Below are 14,517 nucleotides of genomic sequence, written 5' to 3' on the forward strand. Positions count from 1 at the left end.
AAACATCAAGCCGACTTAAGCAGGCAGGTTCCACAGGCCCTCGCAATGTTGATCTTGGCCACCTCAGGCGGCCGGCTTGCAGCGTCGATCAGCTGCTGTACGTCGTGGCTCGGACCATACCGGCGGACCACTCCGACGAACTCCTCGACGTCATGTCCACGCATCTCAAGCTTGGGCATGCCGTCATCGCCGAATGCCGGGGCACCGTACTTATCGAGCTTGTGGCCGATGTGATAGAGCTCGTGCTCGACCAGGGCGCAGAACTCGGCCTCGGTGCACTGGGCGCAGTAGTCACCCGCCAGGGTGATGAGGAACTGGGGCTCTTCGCCGAACCAGTCACGCATTTGCTGCTCTTGGCGAGCCTTCTGCCATCCGCCAGCTCGGAACATCAACTGCTCGGCCTGGCCAAGCACCACCCGCCCCTGCTTACCGAATCCGCTCGACGCCCACAGGACGCCGATGTTGGCGTCTATCAGGTGGGCGTGATCTGGGTTGTGGATGCTGCCGATGTCGGCGAGGATCTCGCTCTGTATCCAATCCCAAACACCGGTAGCCGGGCGTAGGGTTAGCCACAGTGATTCGAGCAGGTCAGCCGGCGGCATTGGTCTGCTCATAGATCACCTGCACCTTGAAATGGTGGCGCGTTGAAGGTATTGGTTGAGATCAGCTCACCCGAAAGGCCAATCATGCAGCTTCATTTCAGGCATCTCAGCGACGTTTCCACCGAGGACATCATCGCGCTCAACAATAACCCAGATGTCTTACGCCAAATGCCCTTGGGGCGTCCCGACTTTGACGAAAGCAAGTGCAAGGCATGGGTCGCTCAAAAAGAGGCCCAATGGGCTCTTAATGGATACGGTCCCTGGGCTTTTTTCGTGGAAGATGAATTCGCCGGCTGGGGTGGCCTGCAGCATGAAGACGGTGACGCTGATCTTGCTTTAGTGCTTCACCCGGATTACTGGGGGCTGGGTAGAGTAATTTTCGATGAAATAGTGCGGCGCGCTTTCCAAGAGTTGGGCCTGGACTCGATTACCATACTGCTCCCACCAACCAGAACTCGTATCAAAGGTGTACTTCGCCTAGGTTTTGTTCACGACGGAGACGTTGATATCGACGGTACGCCCTTCGCACGCTATCGACTCCTGGCAAGCACTAGCGCAAAAATCTCGTAACCTTTTTTCCTGGCGACCATCCTGTGCGTCTCGGCATGTGCATGCCCGTGCAGGATGGCGACGAGCAGCCCCTGAGTATCAATCGCCTTGATATGCGCCGTGCCTGACGCCCTGGTAGCGGCCACCACGTCGGCCGGAAGCGGCAAGACGTGGCGCAGTCGCGTCACGTTGCTCATGCTGGATCTTCGAGGAACGCTACTAACGACCCATTATTTTGACCGCCAGAAGCTCAAGTGGATCAGTACCACCCATCAAGCGCACGAAGGCGCTGAAGCGCATGCTTGTACTGGCACATGAGGGCGTAGCCAGACCGGGCGGTTCCTGCCACGCTCTCCTCGTAAATTCCGTCACAATCCGATTTTACGTACCCTTTCCATTGGGACTGGGAGGCCTTGAGTAGGATGGGAACCTGCTCATAAGACGAGTACCTGTCGGGATGCTCAGTCATCTGCCGGGCCTTTGACATTTTTTCTTGGTACTTCGTCTCTACTTTCTCGTTTGCAGCGCGCACCATCTCGAATAGACACGAATCGCTGTCGTTTGTTGTACGAACCTCTGGGCTCCGTAGGCATTCTTGCCAGACAGCCTCTACCTTGGCAGCGAACTGACGAACTGCTTCGTCCAATTCTTCCTCGCGCCCTACATCAGCATGGGTAGCACCCATTACCAGCAGAGATCCAACACAAACTGTTTTAAACAAACGCTTCACAGGCCTCGCTCCTTGAGTTGACAAAACTACTGACGCTGATTCACCACTCATCCAAGGCGTGCAGACGCTGTATCTGGTGCTTGTACTCGCACACAGTCTGATAGTTAGCGCTCGCGGTCCCAGTTACCAGCGCCCCGACCACACCGCAATCCATCTTCACGTACTGTTCCCACGCCGCCTGTGCCTGCGGCAGCATCGCGGGTACGTCTTTCGGAAGCCAGCTCTTGTCGGCGTCTTCCTGAACGCGAGCAAGAGTCTTTAGATACTTCTCGTTTACTGCGTCCTTCGCGGCCTCTCGCATCGCATATGCGCACAAGCCGGAGTCATGTGTGGTTTTCGTCTCCGGCTTCTTCAAGCACTGCTGCCAATCGGCCTCCAGCTTCTCTGCAAGCTGACGCACCGCCGCGTCGAGTGCTGCCTCCCGGCCAACATCAGCATGGGCCATGCCCGTCGCCATCAATGCCGCTACGCAAACCGCCCTGACCCCACTTCCCATGCATCTCATTCCTTGAGTTGATTAGTAGCCGACGGCATCGTGCCGGAGAAGCAGGCGGCGCACAATCGCTACCTCGTTAACCTAGGGGGAGTTCAGGTCGACGCACCACGAAACAGCGCATATCGATTTTGTGGCGCGGCCTACTGCTTGCGCCGCTCAATACCGCCAGGGCCATACCGGCAGTCCTTCAGGCAGTGCTCGCAATTTAGCGTGCGGCAGAGCCAGGCCTTCACACGCTGCCACCAGGTGACCATGAAGATGTGCCGCGCCCCAGCCATGGCCAGCGTGACGTGCAAGGTGAGCACCGCAGTGGTCTGGCCGAAGAACAGGCTTTGGTTGCGGGCCGTCACGACAAACCCGCTGATAGCGATCGCTGAATAGATCAGCTTTCCGATCACCCCGTCGCGCACCCTGCCGCTCAGCACGCACCAGGTTGCCCAGAAGGCGATCAGGCCGCAGGCGATGGTGTTGATGGTTTCAAGGTTCATGGCTGGTTGCCTCCCCCGAACCTCTGGCGGATGAGCGCCCACAGGTCAGCGGCTTTGATTGCCCGGTTGATGGCGGCAAGTAGGGAGCCGCCGAAGGTGCCGAGCAGGAAGCCAACGCCAGCTACGGTGTTCGGCTCGGTGACGCCCAAGTAGGCGCTGACCATGCCCGTCAGGTACAGGGCGCAGGCAACGCCGGTGATCAGGAAGATCATCCAGGCGCGCCAGTCGGTCAGGTCGTCTTTGTGCCACCAACTGGCGACTATGACCCCGAATAGGCCTGCAATCAGCAGATCAAGCCTGTCGAGCAGGCGATGAAAACTCTCCATGCACTCGACTCCAGGCGGCACGAAATAAATATCCCAAATTTGCTATACACAAAGCAAATTTGCTGTATACTGAACTCACACAACAACGAGGCGAGGTGATGAGTTACAACGAGTTCAAACGGTGGCTTAAAGCCAGAGGAGTAAGGTTCGAATCGTTAAACGGAACGAGCCATTTCAAAATCTACTTCGAAGGCAAACAAACGATCTTTCCGGATCACGGTGCAAAGGAAATGAAAGAAGGAACCCGGAAAGGAATCATCAAGCAACTGGGGCTCAAATGAGCCCCTACCACCGTTTAAACCGATTCATCGCCTCGCCTGGCGAACATCACTCAGAGAGCCGCCCGAGGGAGGGCTAGAAATGTTTGACTACCCGGTAACAGTGCACACCGAAGACACCCCGGGTGTTGCGCTTACCTGCGACACCATCCCGGAGTTCAACGCCGCCGGGGATGACCTGGGCGAAGCCTTGGCAGAGGCCGGCATCCTGATGCCTGCCGCACTTTCGATTTACGTGGATCAACGTCGAGCAATCCCTAGAGCGCCAGCACCTGAAGAGGGTCAGCCAGTAGTAGCGCTGTCCGCACTCACAGTGGCAAAAATCGAACTGTGGAACTCGATGGTTGAGAAAGGCATGCGCAAGGCTGATCTGTGTCGCCTGCTCGGCGTAAGCCAGAGCCAGGGTGACCGACTAGTTGACTTCATGCACGGCACGAAGCTTGAGGCCCTGGAAAGCGCCCTGGCCGCGCTCGGCAAACGCCTGGTGGTGTCTGTCGAGTCGACATAACCTCCGAGGCACTGCTCTACAGAGGCAATACGCAATATACTTCGGAATCAGCCGCAATATTGAACATAGCCGTGCTGGTGCACGGCTATGCTTTTTCAGTAACGCACGAACATCAGAGACCCGAGCCTGCAGCTTTCAAGAACAGATCGCGCACAGCGTTGTTTCTGTCTTCATTGGGGCCCTTCCGATGAGACTCAGCTGCCGCAGTTACCCAATCTTGGCGTTTAACTGCCGCATTGAGATTTGGGAAATTTTCGTTGAGTTTCGTCATGCCCAAGTTGTAAATCATGTCTTGGAGAGCGACGCGTGCAGCCGAAGGATATTTACCGAAATCTGGATAAATCCTGGTGAGCTCATTAAAGCTCTCTGCGACCAGTGATTGTAGATGCGACTCAATGAAATCATCCGACAAATATAGGTTGGTACTATCTTCGTACCAGCCTGCCGAATGTCCCGTGGCAAGCGCATGGACAGTCCTCCACTCCTCCCGCTTTTGCTCATCGCTGGCAGGATTATCGTCAAAGTCGAGGAATGGAAGCGCCAGTGCAGAGCTCTCATCCGGAAGCATAAAGCCTACACCTACTGTAACCTTGCCCTCGCTATCCAGATAGAGGAAATCGGTGTTACCTTCAAATACTTTAAGCGATTTTTCAATCGCTTCCTGCTCTCGTGTGGTGAAGCCGCCCGACTTGTCTTCCAGCGGGAATAACAGTTTTACCGACGCGGTAATTGAGCTCTTGGAAGCAGTGATGCGAATCGCCGCGGAGTGGATGTCTAAACGCTGCAATGCAGCTACGTACGGGGCCCCCATAACGGCAGGCATGCTAATCGAGAAGCCGCCCCCGGAGTAAACACCAGACTCACTTGTATTGACCCAGTTACCTTCCGCATCTTCTTCTTTAAGGTTATACCCCTTACTGAACAGGACTTCACTGTCACGAATTACCACCAAGCTAACATTGACATTATCTTGATAGACAATTTCACTCGACGTCTCGCCCGATTCCGGATCCGGCTTCTTAATCGTGGCCTGTTTAAATTCACGAACAGAAAACTGAGCAGCAAGTTTATAATCGAGTTGAATCGTAGCATTGGCTGTGTCGCTAGCAAAAACGAACACCCCAGATGCAGAACTCCCGCTATCATCGCCTGAGAAGGCGTTAAATGTCAGCTCCTGACTGGCTGTACCGTAGTCCAGGTTGCTTCCATTACCTACAACCGAGAACTCAGCTCCGCAGATATTCTCATCTGCACTTTTGATTGGCTTAGTGACAATGTTCATGTAATTACCTTGTTCGATTAGAGAGTGTGGCGATCAAGGTCGCTCTCTTTGTCGTCCAATGACGATTGCTCGAGACTCAAGGTCTTCACATGGTTCAGCGCCCCGCAACGGGAACATTTGATCTGGAGATGGGTAACCCCCGCCGATCGGGCGAGCAGTCGGTTGCATTTTCCGCAACGAATGTCTCTAAGCATCTGCAAAGCCTTAAGTTTTTCTGCTAGGCTCCGCCCCGCTCGCGCGAGCAGTGAGGGCCTTGGCTGGCTTGCAGGTACAGTCTGCGATCTGGCGTCTCCCTTGGGTGTTACAGCACCCGCTGGAGTCGCCCTCTCTTTTTTCTCGCCGCACAAATGACAAAGCCCCCGATTAGTTCGGGGCTTTTGCGTTTCTGCGGGCACAAAAAAACCGGCGCCAAGGCCGGTTTCTGGATGAGCTTGCCAGAGGCAAAACTCTAACAATGGACAAATAGTGCCATCACGCGTGCGGGAACGCAATAGGCCCTCAAGCGGCCTCCTTCATTTCGTAGATTGCGGCTGCCACCGGCGAGAGTGCGCGCTTGTCCAGATCCTCGCAGACCTCGAAGCAGATCTTCACGAATGGCTCCCAGTCCCTGGCCCAGGCACATGAGGGAAGCGTCACGCCGTACACATCGTCAATCCAGCGCTTGAACCACTCCGGGCTTTCGAACGGGTCCTGCGCTGACGATTGCCCGCCCTGGTGCATGCGCCGGTACCGGAACATTACGCCCTTGGCCACGTACTCGCAGCGCTCGCGCTTGGCCGCGGTCATCCGCCCGGACCTGGCCATGGCCAACGAAAACACGCACTCCTCGGCTACCTCGCGCTCGTTATCCCCGCTCTCCGGGGCGTACATGAAGTTGCCGAAGGCGCGCAGACTGCCGGGCAGTTTGAAGATGGCCGCCTGCACACCGCCGGCGAGGGCCTGGTGCACAGCATGGCTCGCCTTCCGCTGCTTCTCCGTGGTCTGGACCATGGTGCCCAACAGGCCCAGCTGTTCGATGAAAGCGCCCTGGCTATCCCACGCCGTATAGAGGCAGTCGTGCCAGGCCTGACGCGCGCTGTTCAGTTGCATGGGCCGTTCTCCTTCTTGCGGCGTGTCTCGATGCTTTTGGCGCGCACTACGCACCAGGTGGAAGCGATGGTCATGTGCATCAGCAGCGCGCCCGCGGTATCTGCAATAGTCCAGGTCATGCCGCCGCACTCCTCAGATCTTTGAGTTTCTGCCTGTACAGGGCCTTGATGGCCTGCAGGTCTTCGATTGTGTAGCGCCGGACTGATTGGTCCCTTTCCAGGGTCTCTACAGCTTCCAGGCCGATGCGCTTGATGAGTCCGATCCGGTAGTCCGCCACGTTCCCGGACAGGTATCGGTTGTCGTGCTTACTTTGGGCGTGGCAATTGTTCTCGTCGAAGCGGAGGTGTGGCGCGGCACCTGTGCTGCGATAGTGGCCAGCGTCGACCGCGTTGCCGTTCCAGTCCAGGGGTCGACCGCTGGAGATGCAGCGATACCCCGCCAAACGGTCCCGCTCGCGGATATACGCGTTGAACGCCTGTTGGGCCTCCCGTAGGTGGTCACCCTTTGTCTTCAGCTTCTCCCGGCGCTCCTGGAGCTCTTGGCGCGCCTGCTTGGTGATGGCCCTGGCCGCGACCTTCTGCACCTTCGAATCCTTCGACACGGCCAGCGCACAGGTGATGCTGCACACCTTCTGCGTGGTCATGGACGGCTTGAAGCGCTGGCCGCAACCTGGTGCCTTGCACTTCTTCGGCTTGATCTCGGCTACGCGCATGGCTCGGCCTCCTTGGCTTTCTGCTGCTCGGGATCGAAGTCGCCGCGTAAGGGCATGAGTTGGCTTGGGCGGCACCAATTGGTGCGTACTGGGAATGCAGCGCCACAGCCTGCTAGCTGACCAACCATTCCTTCGCCGATAACGCAGACCGGGTGATCATCCAGCGGCGGGCACTCAACCTCGATCACCTCGACTATTTTCCCGATGTTCTGCTCACAGCGAGGGCCCGTGGAGACAATGAGCGCCAGGTCACCAGGCTTGAATTGATGATTCATCAATACCGCCCCTCCCACAGATCCTTCTGGCTCCAGCGAACCTGGTGTTCAGCGCCAAACGCCTGAATCCACTCCAGCAAGCTTGCGCACTGCTTCACGCTGAGCTGGCTTGTGCGCTCGTACACGACGTCAAAGCCGTTGCCGTCGAGCGCAGGTATCAGCTGAGGCTGTTCGCCCGCCTCACGAAGCCAGGCGGCCGTCAAGAGGCGCTTCCAGATCAGGACATCCCACTTCTTCCCAGCGTGCTCGACCTGCTTGGCGATATCGCTCAGGCAGGCGTGGAGCTTCTTGTTCTGCTCTCCGCTGCGGTCCTGGTCCTTGATCACGATCTTCTTCGGCCGGGTGAAGTCCTGGGCCTGGAGCAGGCCGAACAAGCGGCTGGCGTCGGCCATGCTGTGCATCACGAAGTCAGTCATGGCTCGCCTCCTTGGACTAAGGCCGCCTCGATTTGCGCGATGGCTTGCTGCCGCCGAGGATGGCGATGTGAAACCTGACCCCTGTCATCCAGCAGCCCGCGCACCTCGGCTTCATGCATGATGAACTCACCCGCAGCCAAGGCCGCCGAGCGCAGTGCCTCGTTCTCGGCCTTGAGCTGGTCATAGGCTTCTGCCATCACCACCTCCGGTCCGTGTGGGCCGTAGGTGATCCGGCTGCCGCCCTCGGAAAGCATCTTGACGACTTTGTAGCGATGAACTTCGGTCATGGCTTCCCCCTGAGAGCGCAGATCTGTTTGTTCTGGCGGCGCAGCATTTCCTTCAGCCCGTCTTCCTGGCGCTTCGCCTCGCTGCGGATGTGCTCGATCTCCACCACCACAGCCTCGCGGCTGGCCTGCCAGGCTTGCCACATACCCTCGACGATCCGGTTGCCGTAGGTCTCGCCATTCCAGCTGGCCAAGGTCCGCTCTTCTGGATCGCGTGCATCGTCGTGCAGGTGCCAGCTGTATCGATCCTTGGCCCACTGCTCGAACTGCTCGCGCATCTTGTTGGTGTCCATCAGTGCTTCTCCCAAGGCAGGAAAATCGCTTCGCAGGCGCGGGCAATCTCTGAAAAGTCGCGACGGTTCTGCCAGAGCACTGCCCCGGCAAACAAAACCGGCATAACTGGCAGCAGCACCAGCAGGTAGATTCGGGCCAGCCATGGGCGGCGGATCATCCACGGCTTGATGCCGCGAGGTTTGAACTTGCGCATCACACCCCCTCCCCGGCCGGCTGCCCGGCGCGCTTGATGTTCAACTTGGCCATCAGCTGCGCACGGCAGGCTGCGGCTGTGGTTGGGATCTGCTGGATCTCCAGCAGGCGGTCCTGCTTCTGCTTGGCGTGCTCGTCTGCGAGCTCCAGCAGGCTTTTTTGGCTGTCGTGGCCGATGCCCCTGGCGATCCTCCCTTCGAGCGGCTCGCCTTCCTGAGCGCGCCGCAGGACGATCTGGTAGGCACGATCGAAGCGAGCTTGCAGGCCCTTGTCGTTCTGCTGGGCTGAGCGCAGGTCGAAAAGGCCGGTGGCCACCGCGGCGATCTTCACGCCCTCGTGGCTGCACACGCCCATCAGGGCCTCGATCCAAGCATCGGCCGGCGCCGGCATCCCGAAGTCCTCAGGCGTCGGCTGGCACATGGCGATGAACTCGCCCACGCTCGGCGCGAAAGGCTTCTTGAGCTTGCGGCACTTCTCGATACCGAACTCGATCTGCTCGAGCGTGCGGATGCCCTCGGAGGCGAACTCCTTGATCCACTCCTCCTTGGCTGCGGCCAGGGCCTCGGTGGATGGCCAGGCCTGGCGCCAGGCCGGGAAGATGCCGCGCAGACGGCGGAACAGGTCGTTGACCACCTCGGCAGTCTCCAGGGAAACCACCACCGGCCCGCCGTGAAGCTCTGGCGGGCGATTCTGCATCGCAGCCATCAGTTGGTTTGCTGATTTCATGGGCGCACCACCAGGTTCTCCGCCCATGCAGTGCTGTTGAAGTCAGGCTCGCTACTCTGCCGTGGCGGGAACTGCTTCACGTTCGAGGCAGCGGCGCGGTTGCGGTCGTTAAGCACCCACTTGACCAGCATCTGTGCCCATTCGGCCTGGGTGTTCACTTGGCCACGGGGCTCGTAGTGGGCAGTGAATGCGCGGCGCGCCTCCTCGGTAAACAGGTCAAGCGCTACGCCTGAGTGCACCGCATAGGTTTTCAGGAGCTTCGGGCCTGGCTGCCAGTCGAGGGTCATCTCGCTGGGCATGCGAGGGTCGACAGCCTCCCGCGCAGAGAGAGGGTTTTGATCTTCTCTTCTCTTCTCTTCTCTAGGTAACGCACCTTTAACGCTGGCGGCGTTACCTTCTGCGTTAGCGGTTTTGTGATTTGCTACGCGGCGAGCCGTTAGGGCCCGGTTTTTAGCGGTCTTGCCGTTATGTCGCTCAAAGTGAGGAAGAGAGATAAGGCCATCGGCCTCAGCCATCCATCCAACCGATTTCATGTGCTCGCAGAAGCCCGCAACGCCAACCAATCGGTCGAGTAATTTTTTGCTAACGCTTGGAGCGTTACCTTCTTCGGTTTGCTGGTCAAACCAGCCCCATACACGCATGAGCTTGCCCACCACCGCGTCAGGGTCGATGCCGGCAAGATCCGCAATCTGGCAGACCTCGGGCTTGTCCATGGTGGTGAGTTCAAACTTGATCCAGTCTCCGGCCATTACGCGCCTCCGCTTTTAACGTGCGCATCAATGATTTCTCGTGCGGCCCAGGTGACTTGCTCAATGGCCTCGCTAGGGTTCCTCCCAGCCCGGACAAAGAGGTCTGCTACTTCATCTTCCGGGAGCTCGTGGATCACAAGAGACGCGTAGTTTCCGAAGTTCGACATGCCAGAGTCGGAAGGCTCAAAGAGCCAGCCTGAGTACCCGTCATCCAGGAAAATCCTATCAAGCAGGCGCGCATAGGCCAGTGACTCGATCCACTTCTTCTGCTCGGCAGGATCAGGCTCAGCGGCCTTTTTATGGCCACCGAAGACAGAGGAGAGTGTCTGCTCGGTTCTATCGGATTGGGCTCGCCTTGCTGCCTCGATGCTCGCTGGAGAGTCACCCCGGAATCGAGTTCCAATCAGGGCAACTAGCTGCTCATAATCCACCCCCACGAACCATTCACGACCATGCACTGTCCGCCCCCGATCGGAGCAGAACTTGATAAGTTCAGCCTCTGCATAGGTGGAGTCGATAAGGCTGCCGGACACCGTCGTTTTCACGAGGGTCGCGCTTCGCATGCTTGAGGCAGATGAGTGGGCAAGAATCCGATCTTCAGGATTACGCCCACGGCCAACCTTGATCCAGCCGTCAGAGAAAAGAAGGGCGTAAACCTTGCCTTCTCGAAAGCGCGCCATGAACTCGTGGTTCGCATGTTGTGGCGCGGCCCTGGACAGGGCCTGTACATGATGGAAGGAGGTATGCATAATCGTCCTCGAAGCAGTAGTTGAAGAACCGCCCCGCCAGGCGGTTTTTTTGTGCCTGGGGTTCGTACCTTGATAGTGCGAAGCCCATGGGCATCGATCCGCGCATGCGCGGAAAAATGAAGCCATTCCGGTTGCGCTGCCCGTAGCCAGGCGCTCCCTTTTCAGGGCCTTTTAAGGCCGAGGCAGGTGCCGGAGCTTGCCGGCGCCTTTAGGCCTCGTTTTCTCGAGGAGGCTTTCCCGTACTAACTGGACGGCGTACTGCTCGGGGGTCATCCCGGCTTTCATCGCCATCTCTTCAAGCTTTCGGTAGAAGCGCTCCTCGAGGCCGTGACAAATCATCGTTTCGGCCATGAGTCCCCCTTGCGGGCCTTCAGGCCGTGTGCGCAGTCTCGTTATCATCCTGAGCAATCAGCAGAGCGAGCTTCTCCTCTACACACATGCGCACGAACACCGCTGGCTGCAGGCGGTGAAGCTTTGCAACCGCCCTGACAGCCTCGTAGGTGTCCTCGTCGTAACGGGACTTAATTTCCCGGTCTTTCAAATGGCGGCTATCGTCGTAGCTCATTGGGTGGTGGCTCCTTGCTTGAAGAATTCGATTACGCGGCGCCCTTGAGCGCTTTGCGGGCAAACGGGATCAGATCAGGCCGCAGGCCGGCAATCGTGATTTCGCCGCCAGAGGCGTCCTGCAAACGTTCGGCAAGATCGACAGAGGCCTTCCGATGACCACCTGCGAGCTGCCAGAGGTGGCCGACTGTGGTCTTTGCTGCAGCTGCTACGTCCCGCCGGCGATCGTTGGTGGCGGTGGCTAACCATTCACGGAGGTGGTCATTCATGTGGGATCTCCTTACACACACGAGCAAATTTAGCTCATGGCTAATTTTCGAGCAAGGATAATTTAGCTTTGCGCACATTTAGCATCAAGCTAAACGCTGGCATTCTGCGCAGCATGGATATCTACGAGATTCGCAAGCACAACCTGGTGAAGCTGATTGGCAGCCAGAGAAAAGGATCCTGCGCGGAGCGCTGGGGGATGGCTCCTGCACATCTGAGCCAGATCCTTTCCGACAAAACGGCAAAAAACCTGGGTGATGATGTAGCCAGGCGAATCGAAGGTATTGAAGGCTTACCGCGCGGCTGGTTTGACTCATTGCTGGCGGAGGGTGAGCCCTTGCCGGAGGCTGATACTGCAGACTCCAAGCTCTCGGCTGCCGATTTGGTTAAGCAGATGCTGGCCAAAAGTGGGAAAGGCATTCCCGAGGAAGTCCGCCAGAGGTTGCTGGCTGCTGCGGAAGAGCCCGCTGCGACCGCCGGCGCTGCCGATAGAGTGTTGGTGAAAGCCGATTTGACCCGCCCCGGCCTGGTTGGTGACGAGGTATGGATTGCTCACTACGACGTGCGCGGGGCCATGGGTGATGGGGAAACTACCCACGATTTCCCAGAGATGCTGCAGGACGTGAGGGTTAGCCCCACTCATCTGCGCGAGCTGGGCATCGAGTTCAAAGAGCACTTCCATCTGAAGCTGGTCACCGGTCGAGGCCAGTCGATGGCCCCCACGATCAAGAACCGCGATCCGCTCATCGTCGACGTCAGCATCCGCGATTTCGTAGGGGATGGGATCTACTACTTCTCCTGGGGCGGCCACGAGTACATCAAGCGGCTGCAGATCGCGGACGAAGAGTACTTCGAGATGATCTCTGACAACCCGAAGCACAAGGATCGGATGATCCGCCGGGAGGAGACTTACATCCAGGCCCGGGTGCTGCTGGTGTGGAACGCGCTTTTAGTTTGATGGAAATGATAAGGGGCCGGTAAATCTCTCGTAGTCCACCGGACAAGACGTCCCTAAGGCACCCAACAATCACACATGAAGTAGGCGCCATGAAAAGGATTAGCTACACACAGCGCGTCAGAATGAGGCGGACTAGACAGCGTAGGGAGCTGCGGCGACTGGCGAGCGCTCGCCCGCTTAAACGCATAAGGCCAAAAAGCAAGCTGACAGCGAGTAAGCCGCTGTCGCTGACTGCTCCCAAACGCATTCAGCTCCTCAATCAAGAATGCCGGCATGAGCTTGTAAGGTTTTTGAAGGAGCTTCGGAAGGCAGCCTCGCGCGGTGGGCGTGTCCAGATCGATTTCAAAAATACTGAAGCAGTCCACAGCTGTGGCACGCTCTTGTTGGTTGCCGAAATCGATCGTGTCAGCAGGTCTCTTGAAAACAGCAAGCTGTCATGCACCTACCCTGGCGATGAAAAGGTAGAAAAGGTCTTCCAACAGATTGGATTGCTGAAACTGCTAGGAAAGGATCATCGTCTGGAGATCACGGAGGAGGACCGTGATGTCTTCCATTGGAAATACGCCAGCGGGATTGATGTATCTCCGCTGCAGGCAGATCCGATTCTGAAAGCCATCAAAGCACAAATCCCCAAAAATTACCGACGCGTGGTAGTCGGAGTCGAGGAAGCTATGGACAACTCAGTCCATCATGCTTACATCGAATTGCGCGGCGATCGACTCAGTGGAGGCAGTGAGGAAGCAGATGCTAGGAGATGGTGGCTATTCGCAGAGGTGCTTGATGACTGGCTCCATGTCAACTTTTGCGACCTGGGCATAGGCATTCCTCGTAGCCTTCCCAAGAGCTGGTCAGAGGAAGCTGGGGATATCGTCACTCTGGCCCTCTCCAGCGCCAAAAAGGATGTCCGGATGATCAAGCGCGCATTCGAGGTAGGCAGAACCCGCACAGAGCTCGGCCACCGAGGAAAAGGCCTGAAAAACATAGCCATGGCATCTCAGGAACTCGGCGGACTCCTCACGATCCACAGCAATGCAGGCTGCATAAGGAAAGATTTCCGGTTTGGTCAGGTTTCATCGAAAAGCTATACGTACAAGCGGTCAATAATGGGTACAGTGATTCAGTGGTCGATTCCACTCACAGAAGCAGGTATGGAGAAATGAACGTGGGCTCCATCAGTGTCACCAAGCAATTTAGCGAGTACCCTGCGGGGCGCTACCGTCAAGACGGAAAATTTTCCGGCGAAGTCTTCAGAGACGATCTCTTAGCTCCGTCTCTCAAGCGGCATGACGTCGTTGAAATCGATCTTGACGGAGCTATGGGTTATGGCTCGTCCTTTCTCGAAGAGGCATTCGGAGGTTTGGTCCGGAAACACCATATGGATCCAAAATCCCTGAGAAAGAAACTGAGATTTAAGTCGAATGATGAGCCTTCACTGGTAGACGAAATCTGGGTATACATCGACGATGCCCGCGCCTGAAGCTGCTGCTGTTGAAATTGGGGATTGGCCCACTTGGGGGGCGTTTGTCTTAGCCGGTATTAGCTTGCTCTGGCAGTTCGTCAACGAATGGCGGAGTTCAAAGAAACAGAAGCTCAGCTACCAGTTGAGTCGTATTGAATCCCTGGAAGCGAGCGTGGCTGAGGTTCGAAGCTATGCCATGAGCTATTGGCTTCAGCCTGAGCAGGCCAGCGCACGTGATGGGATCATGCTCATTCATCATTTACGAGAGCTGTCTGTTTCAGCTTCTAGATATGAATCTTTTCTTTGGCACAGCGTTAAAACCGACGTACTGCAGCTGAAGGTCGAGACTACTGGCAGTAAATTTCAGGAAGCGAATCGCCCACAGATGCAGCCAGGAGATCCGTTTGTTAAAGCATTCATGGCGACGGCTGCCGATCTCAGCCGAAGGCTTAAGGATCGTAAGGATCAGCTGGAAAAATAGCTTCCCTATGTTTCCGAAAGCATAGAAGCCCGCTCCCAAAAGC

The 14,517-nt window shown here is 57.2% G+C and carries 28 protein-coding genes; 7 read left to right on the top strand and 21 right to left on the bottom strand.

Translation table 11 applies throughout. The features are described 5' to 3' along the window. Nucleotides 1–5: 5 nt before the first annotated feature. Nucleotides 6–614 (bottom strand): putative metallopeptidase, encoded by a 609-nt coding sequence (locus DJ563_RS11035; protein WP_274097648.1) that lies wholly within the window; start codon nt 612–614, stop codon nt 6–8. 72 nt (nt 615–686) lie between these two features. On the opposite strand from DJ563_RS11035, the gene DJ563_RS11040 reads away from it, so the two are divergent. Beyond that, a complete protein-coding gene (locus DJ563_RS11040; RefSeq protein ID WP_186663769.1) occupies nt 687–1,172 on the top strand; it encodes a GNAT family N-acetyltransferase in 486 nt (161 codons plus the stop codon). A 238-nt stretch (nt 1,173–1,410) separates the two neighbouring features. Here the strand turns inward: DJ563_RS11040 and DJ563_RS11045 are convergent, their stop codons facing one another. The 4 genes from DJ563_RS11045 to DJ563_RS11060 form a co-directional block, all read right to left on the bottom strand. Then, nucleotides 1,411–1,881, bottom strand: a complete 471-nt coding sequence (locus DJ563_RS11045; protein WP_434519507.1) for a lysozyme inhibitor LprI family protein — start codon at nt 1,879–1,881, stop codon at nt 1,411–1,413. A gap of 40 nt (nt 1,882–1,921) precedes the next feature. Next, on the bottom strand, nt 1,922–2,326 hold the full coding sequence (locus DJ563_RS11050) for a lysozyme inhibitor LprI family protein (RefSeq protein WP_274151519.1): 405 nt from the start codon (nt 2,324–2,326) through the stop codon (nt 1,922–1,924). A gap of 191 nt (nt 2,327–2,517) precedes the next feature. Next, complete coding sequence (locus DJ563_RS11055; protein ID WP_434519508.1) at nt 2,518–2,865, bottom strand: hypothetical protein; 348 nt, start codon at nt 2,863–2,865, stop codon at nt 2,518–2,520. Further along, entirely contained in the window at nt 2,862–3,191 is a 330-nt protein-coding gene (locus tag DJ563_RS11060) for an MFS transporter (RefSeq protein ID WP_274151523.1), read from the bottom strand. Before DJ563_RS11060 ends, DJ563_RS11055 begins: the two co-directional genes overlap by 4 nt. 98 nt (nt 3,192–3,289) lie before the next feature. Here DJ563_RS11060 and DJ563_RS11065 point away from each other — a divergent pair, with 98 nt between their 5' ends. Next, nucleotides 3,290–3,472 carry a type II toxin-antitoxin system HicA family toxin gene (locus DJ563_RS11065; protein ID WP_186663778.1) on the top strand — a complete coding sequence of 61 codons (183 nt, stop codon included), beginning with the start codon at nt 3,290–3,292 and terminating at the stop codon, nt 3,470–3,472. 79 nt (nt 3,473–3,551) lie between these two features. Continuing rightward, nucleotides 3,552–3,977, top strand: coding sequence for a type II toxin-antitoxin system HicB family antitoxin (locus DJ563_RS11070; RefSeq protein ID WP_434519509.1), 426 nt, complete (start codon nt 3,552–3,554; stop codon nt 3,975–3,977). Between the two features lie 112 nt (nt 3,978–4,089). Here the strand turns inward: DJ563_RS11070 and DJ563_RS11075 are convergent, their stop codons facing one another. The 16 genes from DJ563_RS11075 to DJ563_RS11150 form a co-directional block, all read right to left on the bottom strand. Next, the gene (locus DJ563_RS11075; protein WP_434519510.1) at nt 4,090–5,259 is read right to left on the bottom strand and encodes a hypothetical protein; all 1,170 of its coding nucleotides are present in this window, start codon (nt 5,257–5,259) and stop codon (nt 4,090–4,092) included. Between the two features lie 17 nt (nt 5,260–5,276). Next, on the bottom strand, nt 5,277–5,453 hold the full coding sequence (locus tag DJ563_RS11080) for a Com family DNA-binding transcriptional regulator (RefSeq protein WP_434519511.1): 177 nt from the start codon (nt 5,451–5,453) through the stop codon (nt 5,277–5,279). A 304-nt stretch (nt 5,454–5,757) separates the two neighbouring features. After that, entirely contained in the window at nt 5,758–6,348 is a 591-nt protein-coding gene (locus DJ563_RS11085) for a hypothetical protein (protein ID WP_428632839.1), read from the bottom strand. Next, on the bottom strand, nt 6,339–6,467 hold the full coding sequence (locus tag DJ563_RS11090; RefSeq protein WP_434519512.1) for a hypothetical protein: 129 nt from the start codon (nt 6,465–6,467) through the stop codon (nt 6,339–6,341). Before DJ563_RS11090 ends, DJ563_RS11085 begins: the two co-directional genes overlap by 10 nt. Beyond that, nucleotides 6,464–7,060 (bottom strand): recombination protein NinG, encoded by a 597-nt coding sequence (locus tag DJ563_RS11095; RefSeq protein ID WP_434519513.1) that lies wholly within the window; start codon nt 7,058–7,060, stop codon nt 6,464–6,466. Before DJ563_RS11095 ends, DJ563_RS11090 begins: the two co-directional genes overlap by 4 nt. Then, nucleotides 7,051–7,335: a hypothetical protein gene (locus DJ563_RS11100; protein ID WP_434519514.1), complete on the bottom strand. Its 285-nt coding sequence runs from the start codon at nt 7,333–7,335 to the stop codon at nt 7,051–7,053. Before DJ563_RS11100 ends, DJ563_RS11095 begins: the two co-directional genes overlap by 10 nt. Beyond that, nucleotides 7,335–7,751 (bottom strand): recombination protein NinB, encoded by a 417-nt coding sequence (locus DJ563_RS11105; protein ID WP_434519515.1) that lies wholly within the window; start codon nt 7,749–7,751, stop codon nt 7,335–7,337. Before DJ563_RS11105 ends, DJ563_RS11100 begins: the two co-directional genes overlap by 1 nt. Continuing rightward, entirely contained in the window at nt 7,748–8,038 is a 291-nt protein-coding gene (locus DJ563_RS11110; protein WP_434519516.1) for a hypothetical protein, read from the bottom strand. The genes DJ563_RS11105 and DJ563_RS11110 overlap by 4 nt, the downstream gene beginning before the upstream one ends. Further along, nucleotides 8,035–8,328: a hypothetical protein gene (locus DJ563_RS11115; RefSeq protein WP_434519517.1), complete on the bottom strand. Its 294-nt coding sequence runs from the start codon at nt 8,326–8,328 to the stop codon at nt 8,035–8,037. Before DJ563_RS11115 ends, DJ563_RS11110 begins: the two co-directional genes overlap by 4 nt. Further along, a complete protein-coding gene (locus DJ563_RS11120) occupies nt 8,328–8,522 on the bottom strand; it encodes a hypothetical protein (protein WP_434519518.1) in 195 nt (64 codons plus the stop codon). Before DJ563_RS11120 ends, DJ563_RS11115 begins: the two co-directional genes overlap by 1 nt. Then, on the bottom strand, nt 8,522–9,247 hold the full coding sequence (locus tag DJ563_RS11125; protein WP_434519519.1) for a replication protein P: 726 nt from the start codon (nt 9,245–9,247) through the stop codon (nt 8,522–8,524). Before DJ563_RS11125 ends, DJ563_RS11120 begins: the two co-directional genes overlap by 1 nt. Then, entirely contained in the window at nt 9,244–9,996 is a 753-nt protein-coding gene (locus DJ563_RS11130; protein WP_434519520.1) for a DnaT-like ssDNA-binding domain-containing protein, read from the bottom strand. The genes DJ563_RS11125 and DJ563_RS11130 overlap by 4 nt, the downstream gene beginning before the upstream one ends. Then, entirely contained in the window at nt 9,996–10,745 is a 750-nt protein-coding gene (locus DJ563_RS11135; protein WP_434519521.1) for a GIY-YIG nuclease family protein, read from the bottom strand. The genes DJ563_RS11130 and DJ563_RS11135 overlap by 1 nt, the downstream gene beginning before the upstream one ends. Before the next feature lie 171 nt (nt 10,746–10,916). After that, nucleotides 10,917–11,096: a hypothetical protein gene (locus tag DJ563_RS11140; protein WP_434519522.1), complete on the bottom strand. Its 180-nt coding sequence runs from the start codon at nt 11,094–11,096 to the stop codon at nt 10,917–10,919. Nucleotides 11,097–11,115: 19 nt separating this feature from the next. Further along, nucleotides 11,116–11,310 carry a hypothetical protein gene (locus tag DJ563_RS11145; protein WP_085598710.1) on the bottom strand — a complete coding sequence of 65 codons (195 nt, stop codon included), beginning with the start codon at nt 11,308–11,310 and terminating at the stop codon, nt 11,116–11,118. Nucleotides 11,311–11,341: 31 nt separating this feature from the next. Further along, a complete protein-coding gene (locus tag DJ563_RS11150; RefSeq protein ID WP_434519523.1) occupies nt 11,342–11,578 on the bottom strand; it encodes a hypothetical protein in 237 nt (78 codons plus the stop codon). A gap of 113 nt (nt 11,579–11,691) precedes the next feature. On the opposite strand from DJ563_RS11150, the gene DJ563_RS11155 reads away from it, so the two are divergent. The 4 genes from DJ563_RS11155 to DJ563_RS11170 all read left to right on the top strand — a co-directional run bounded on the left by DJ563_RS11155 (nt 11,692) and on the right by DJ563_RS11170 (nt 14,474). Next, nucleotides 11,692–12,534, top strand: a complete 843-nt coding sequence (locus DJ563_RS11155) for a S24 family peptidase (RefSeq protein ID WP_434519524.1) — start codon at nt 11,692–11,694, stop codon at nt 12,532–12,534. Nucleotides 12,535–12,623: 89 nt separating this feature from the next. Further along, nucleotides 12,624–13,694 (top strand): ATP-binding protein, encoded by a 1,071-nt coding sequence (locus DJ563_RS11160; protein ID WP_252824922.1) that lies wholly within the window; start codon nt 12,624–12,626, stop codon nt 13,692–13,694. Nucleotides 13,695–13,696: 2 nt separating this feature from the next. Then, a complete protein-coding gene (locus DJ563_RS11165; protein ID WP_434519525.1) occupies nt 13,697–14,011 on the top strand; it encodes an STAS-like domain-containing protein in 315 nt (104 codons plus the stop codon). Further along, complete coding sequence (locus tag DJ563_RS11170) at nt 13,998–14,474, top strand: hypothetical protein (RefSeq protein ID WP_252824924.1); 477 nt, start codon at nt 13,998–14,000, stop codon at nt 14,472–14,474. Before DJ563_RS11165 ends, DJ563_RS11170 begins: the two co-directional genes overlap by 14 nt. Nucleotides 14,475–14,517 lie beyond the last annotated feature (43 nt).

This window comes from Pseudomonas sp. NFX1, assembly GCF_051123555.1.
In the GTDB taxonomy this organism is placed as follows: Bacteria; Pseudomonadota; Gammaproteobacteria; order Pseudomonadales; family Pseudomonadaceae; genus Aquipseudomonas; species Aquipseudomonas capeferrum.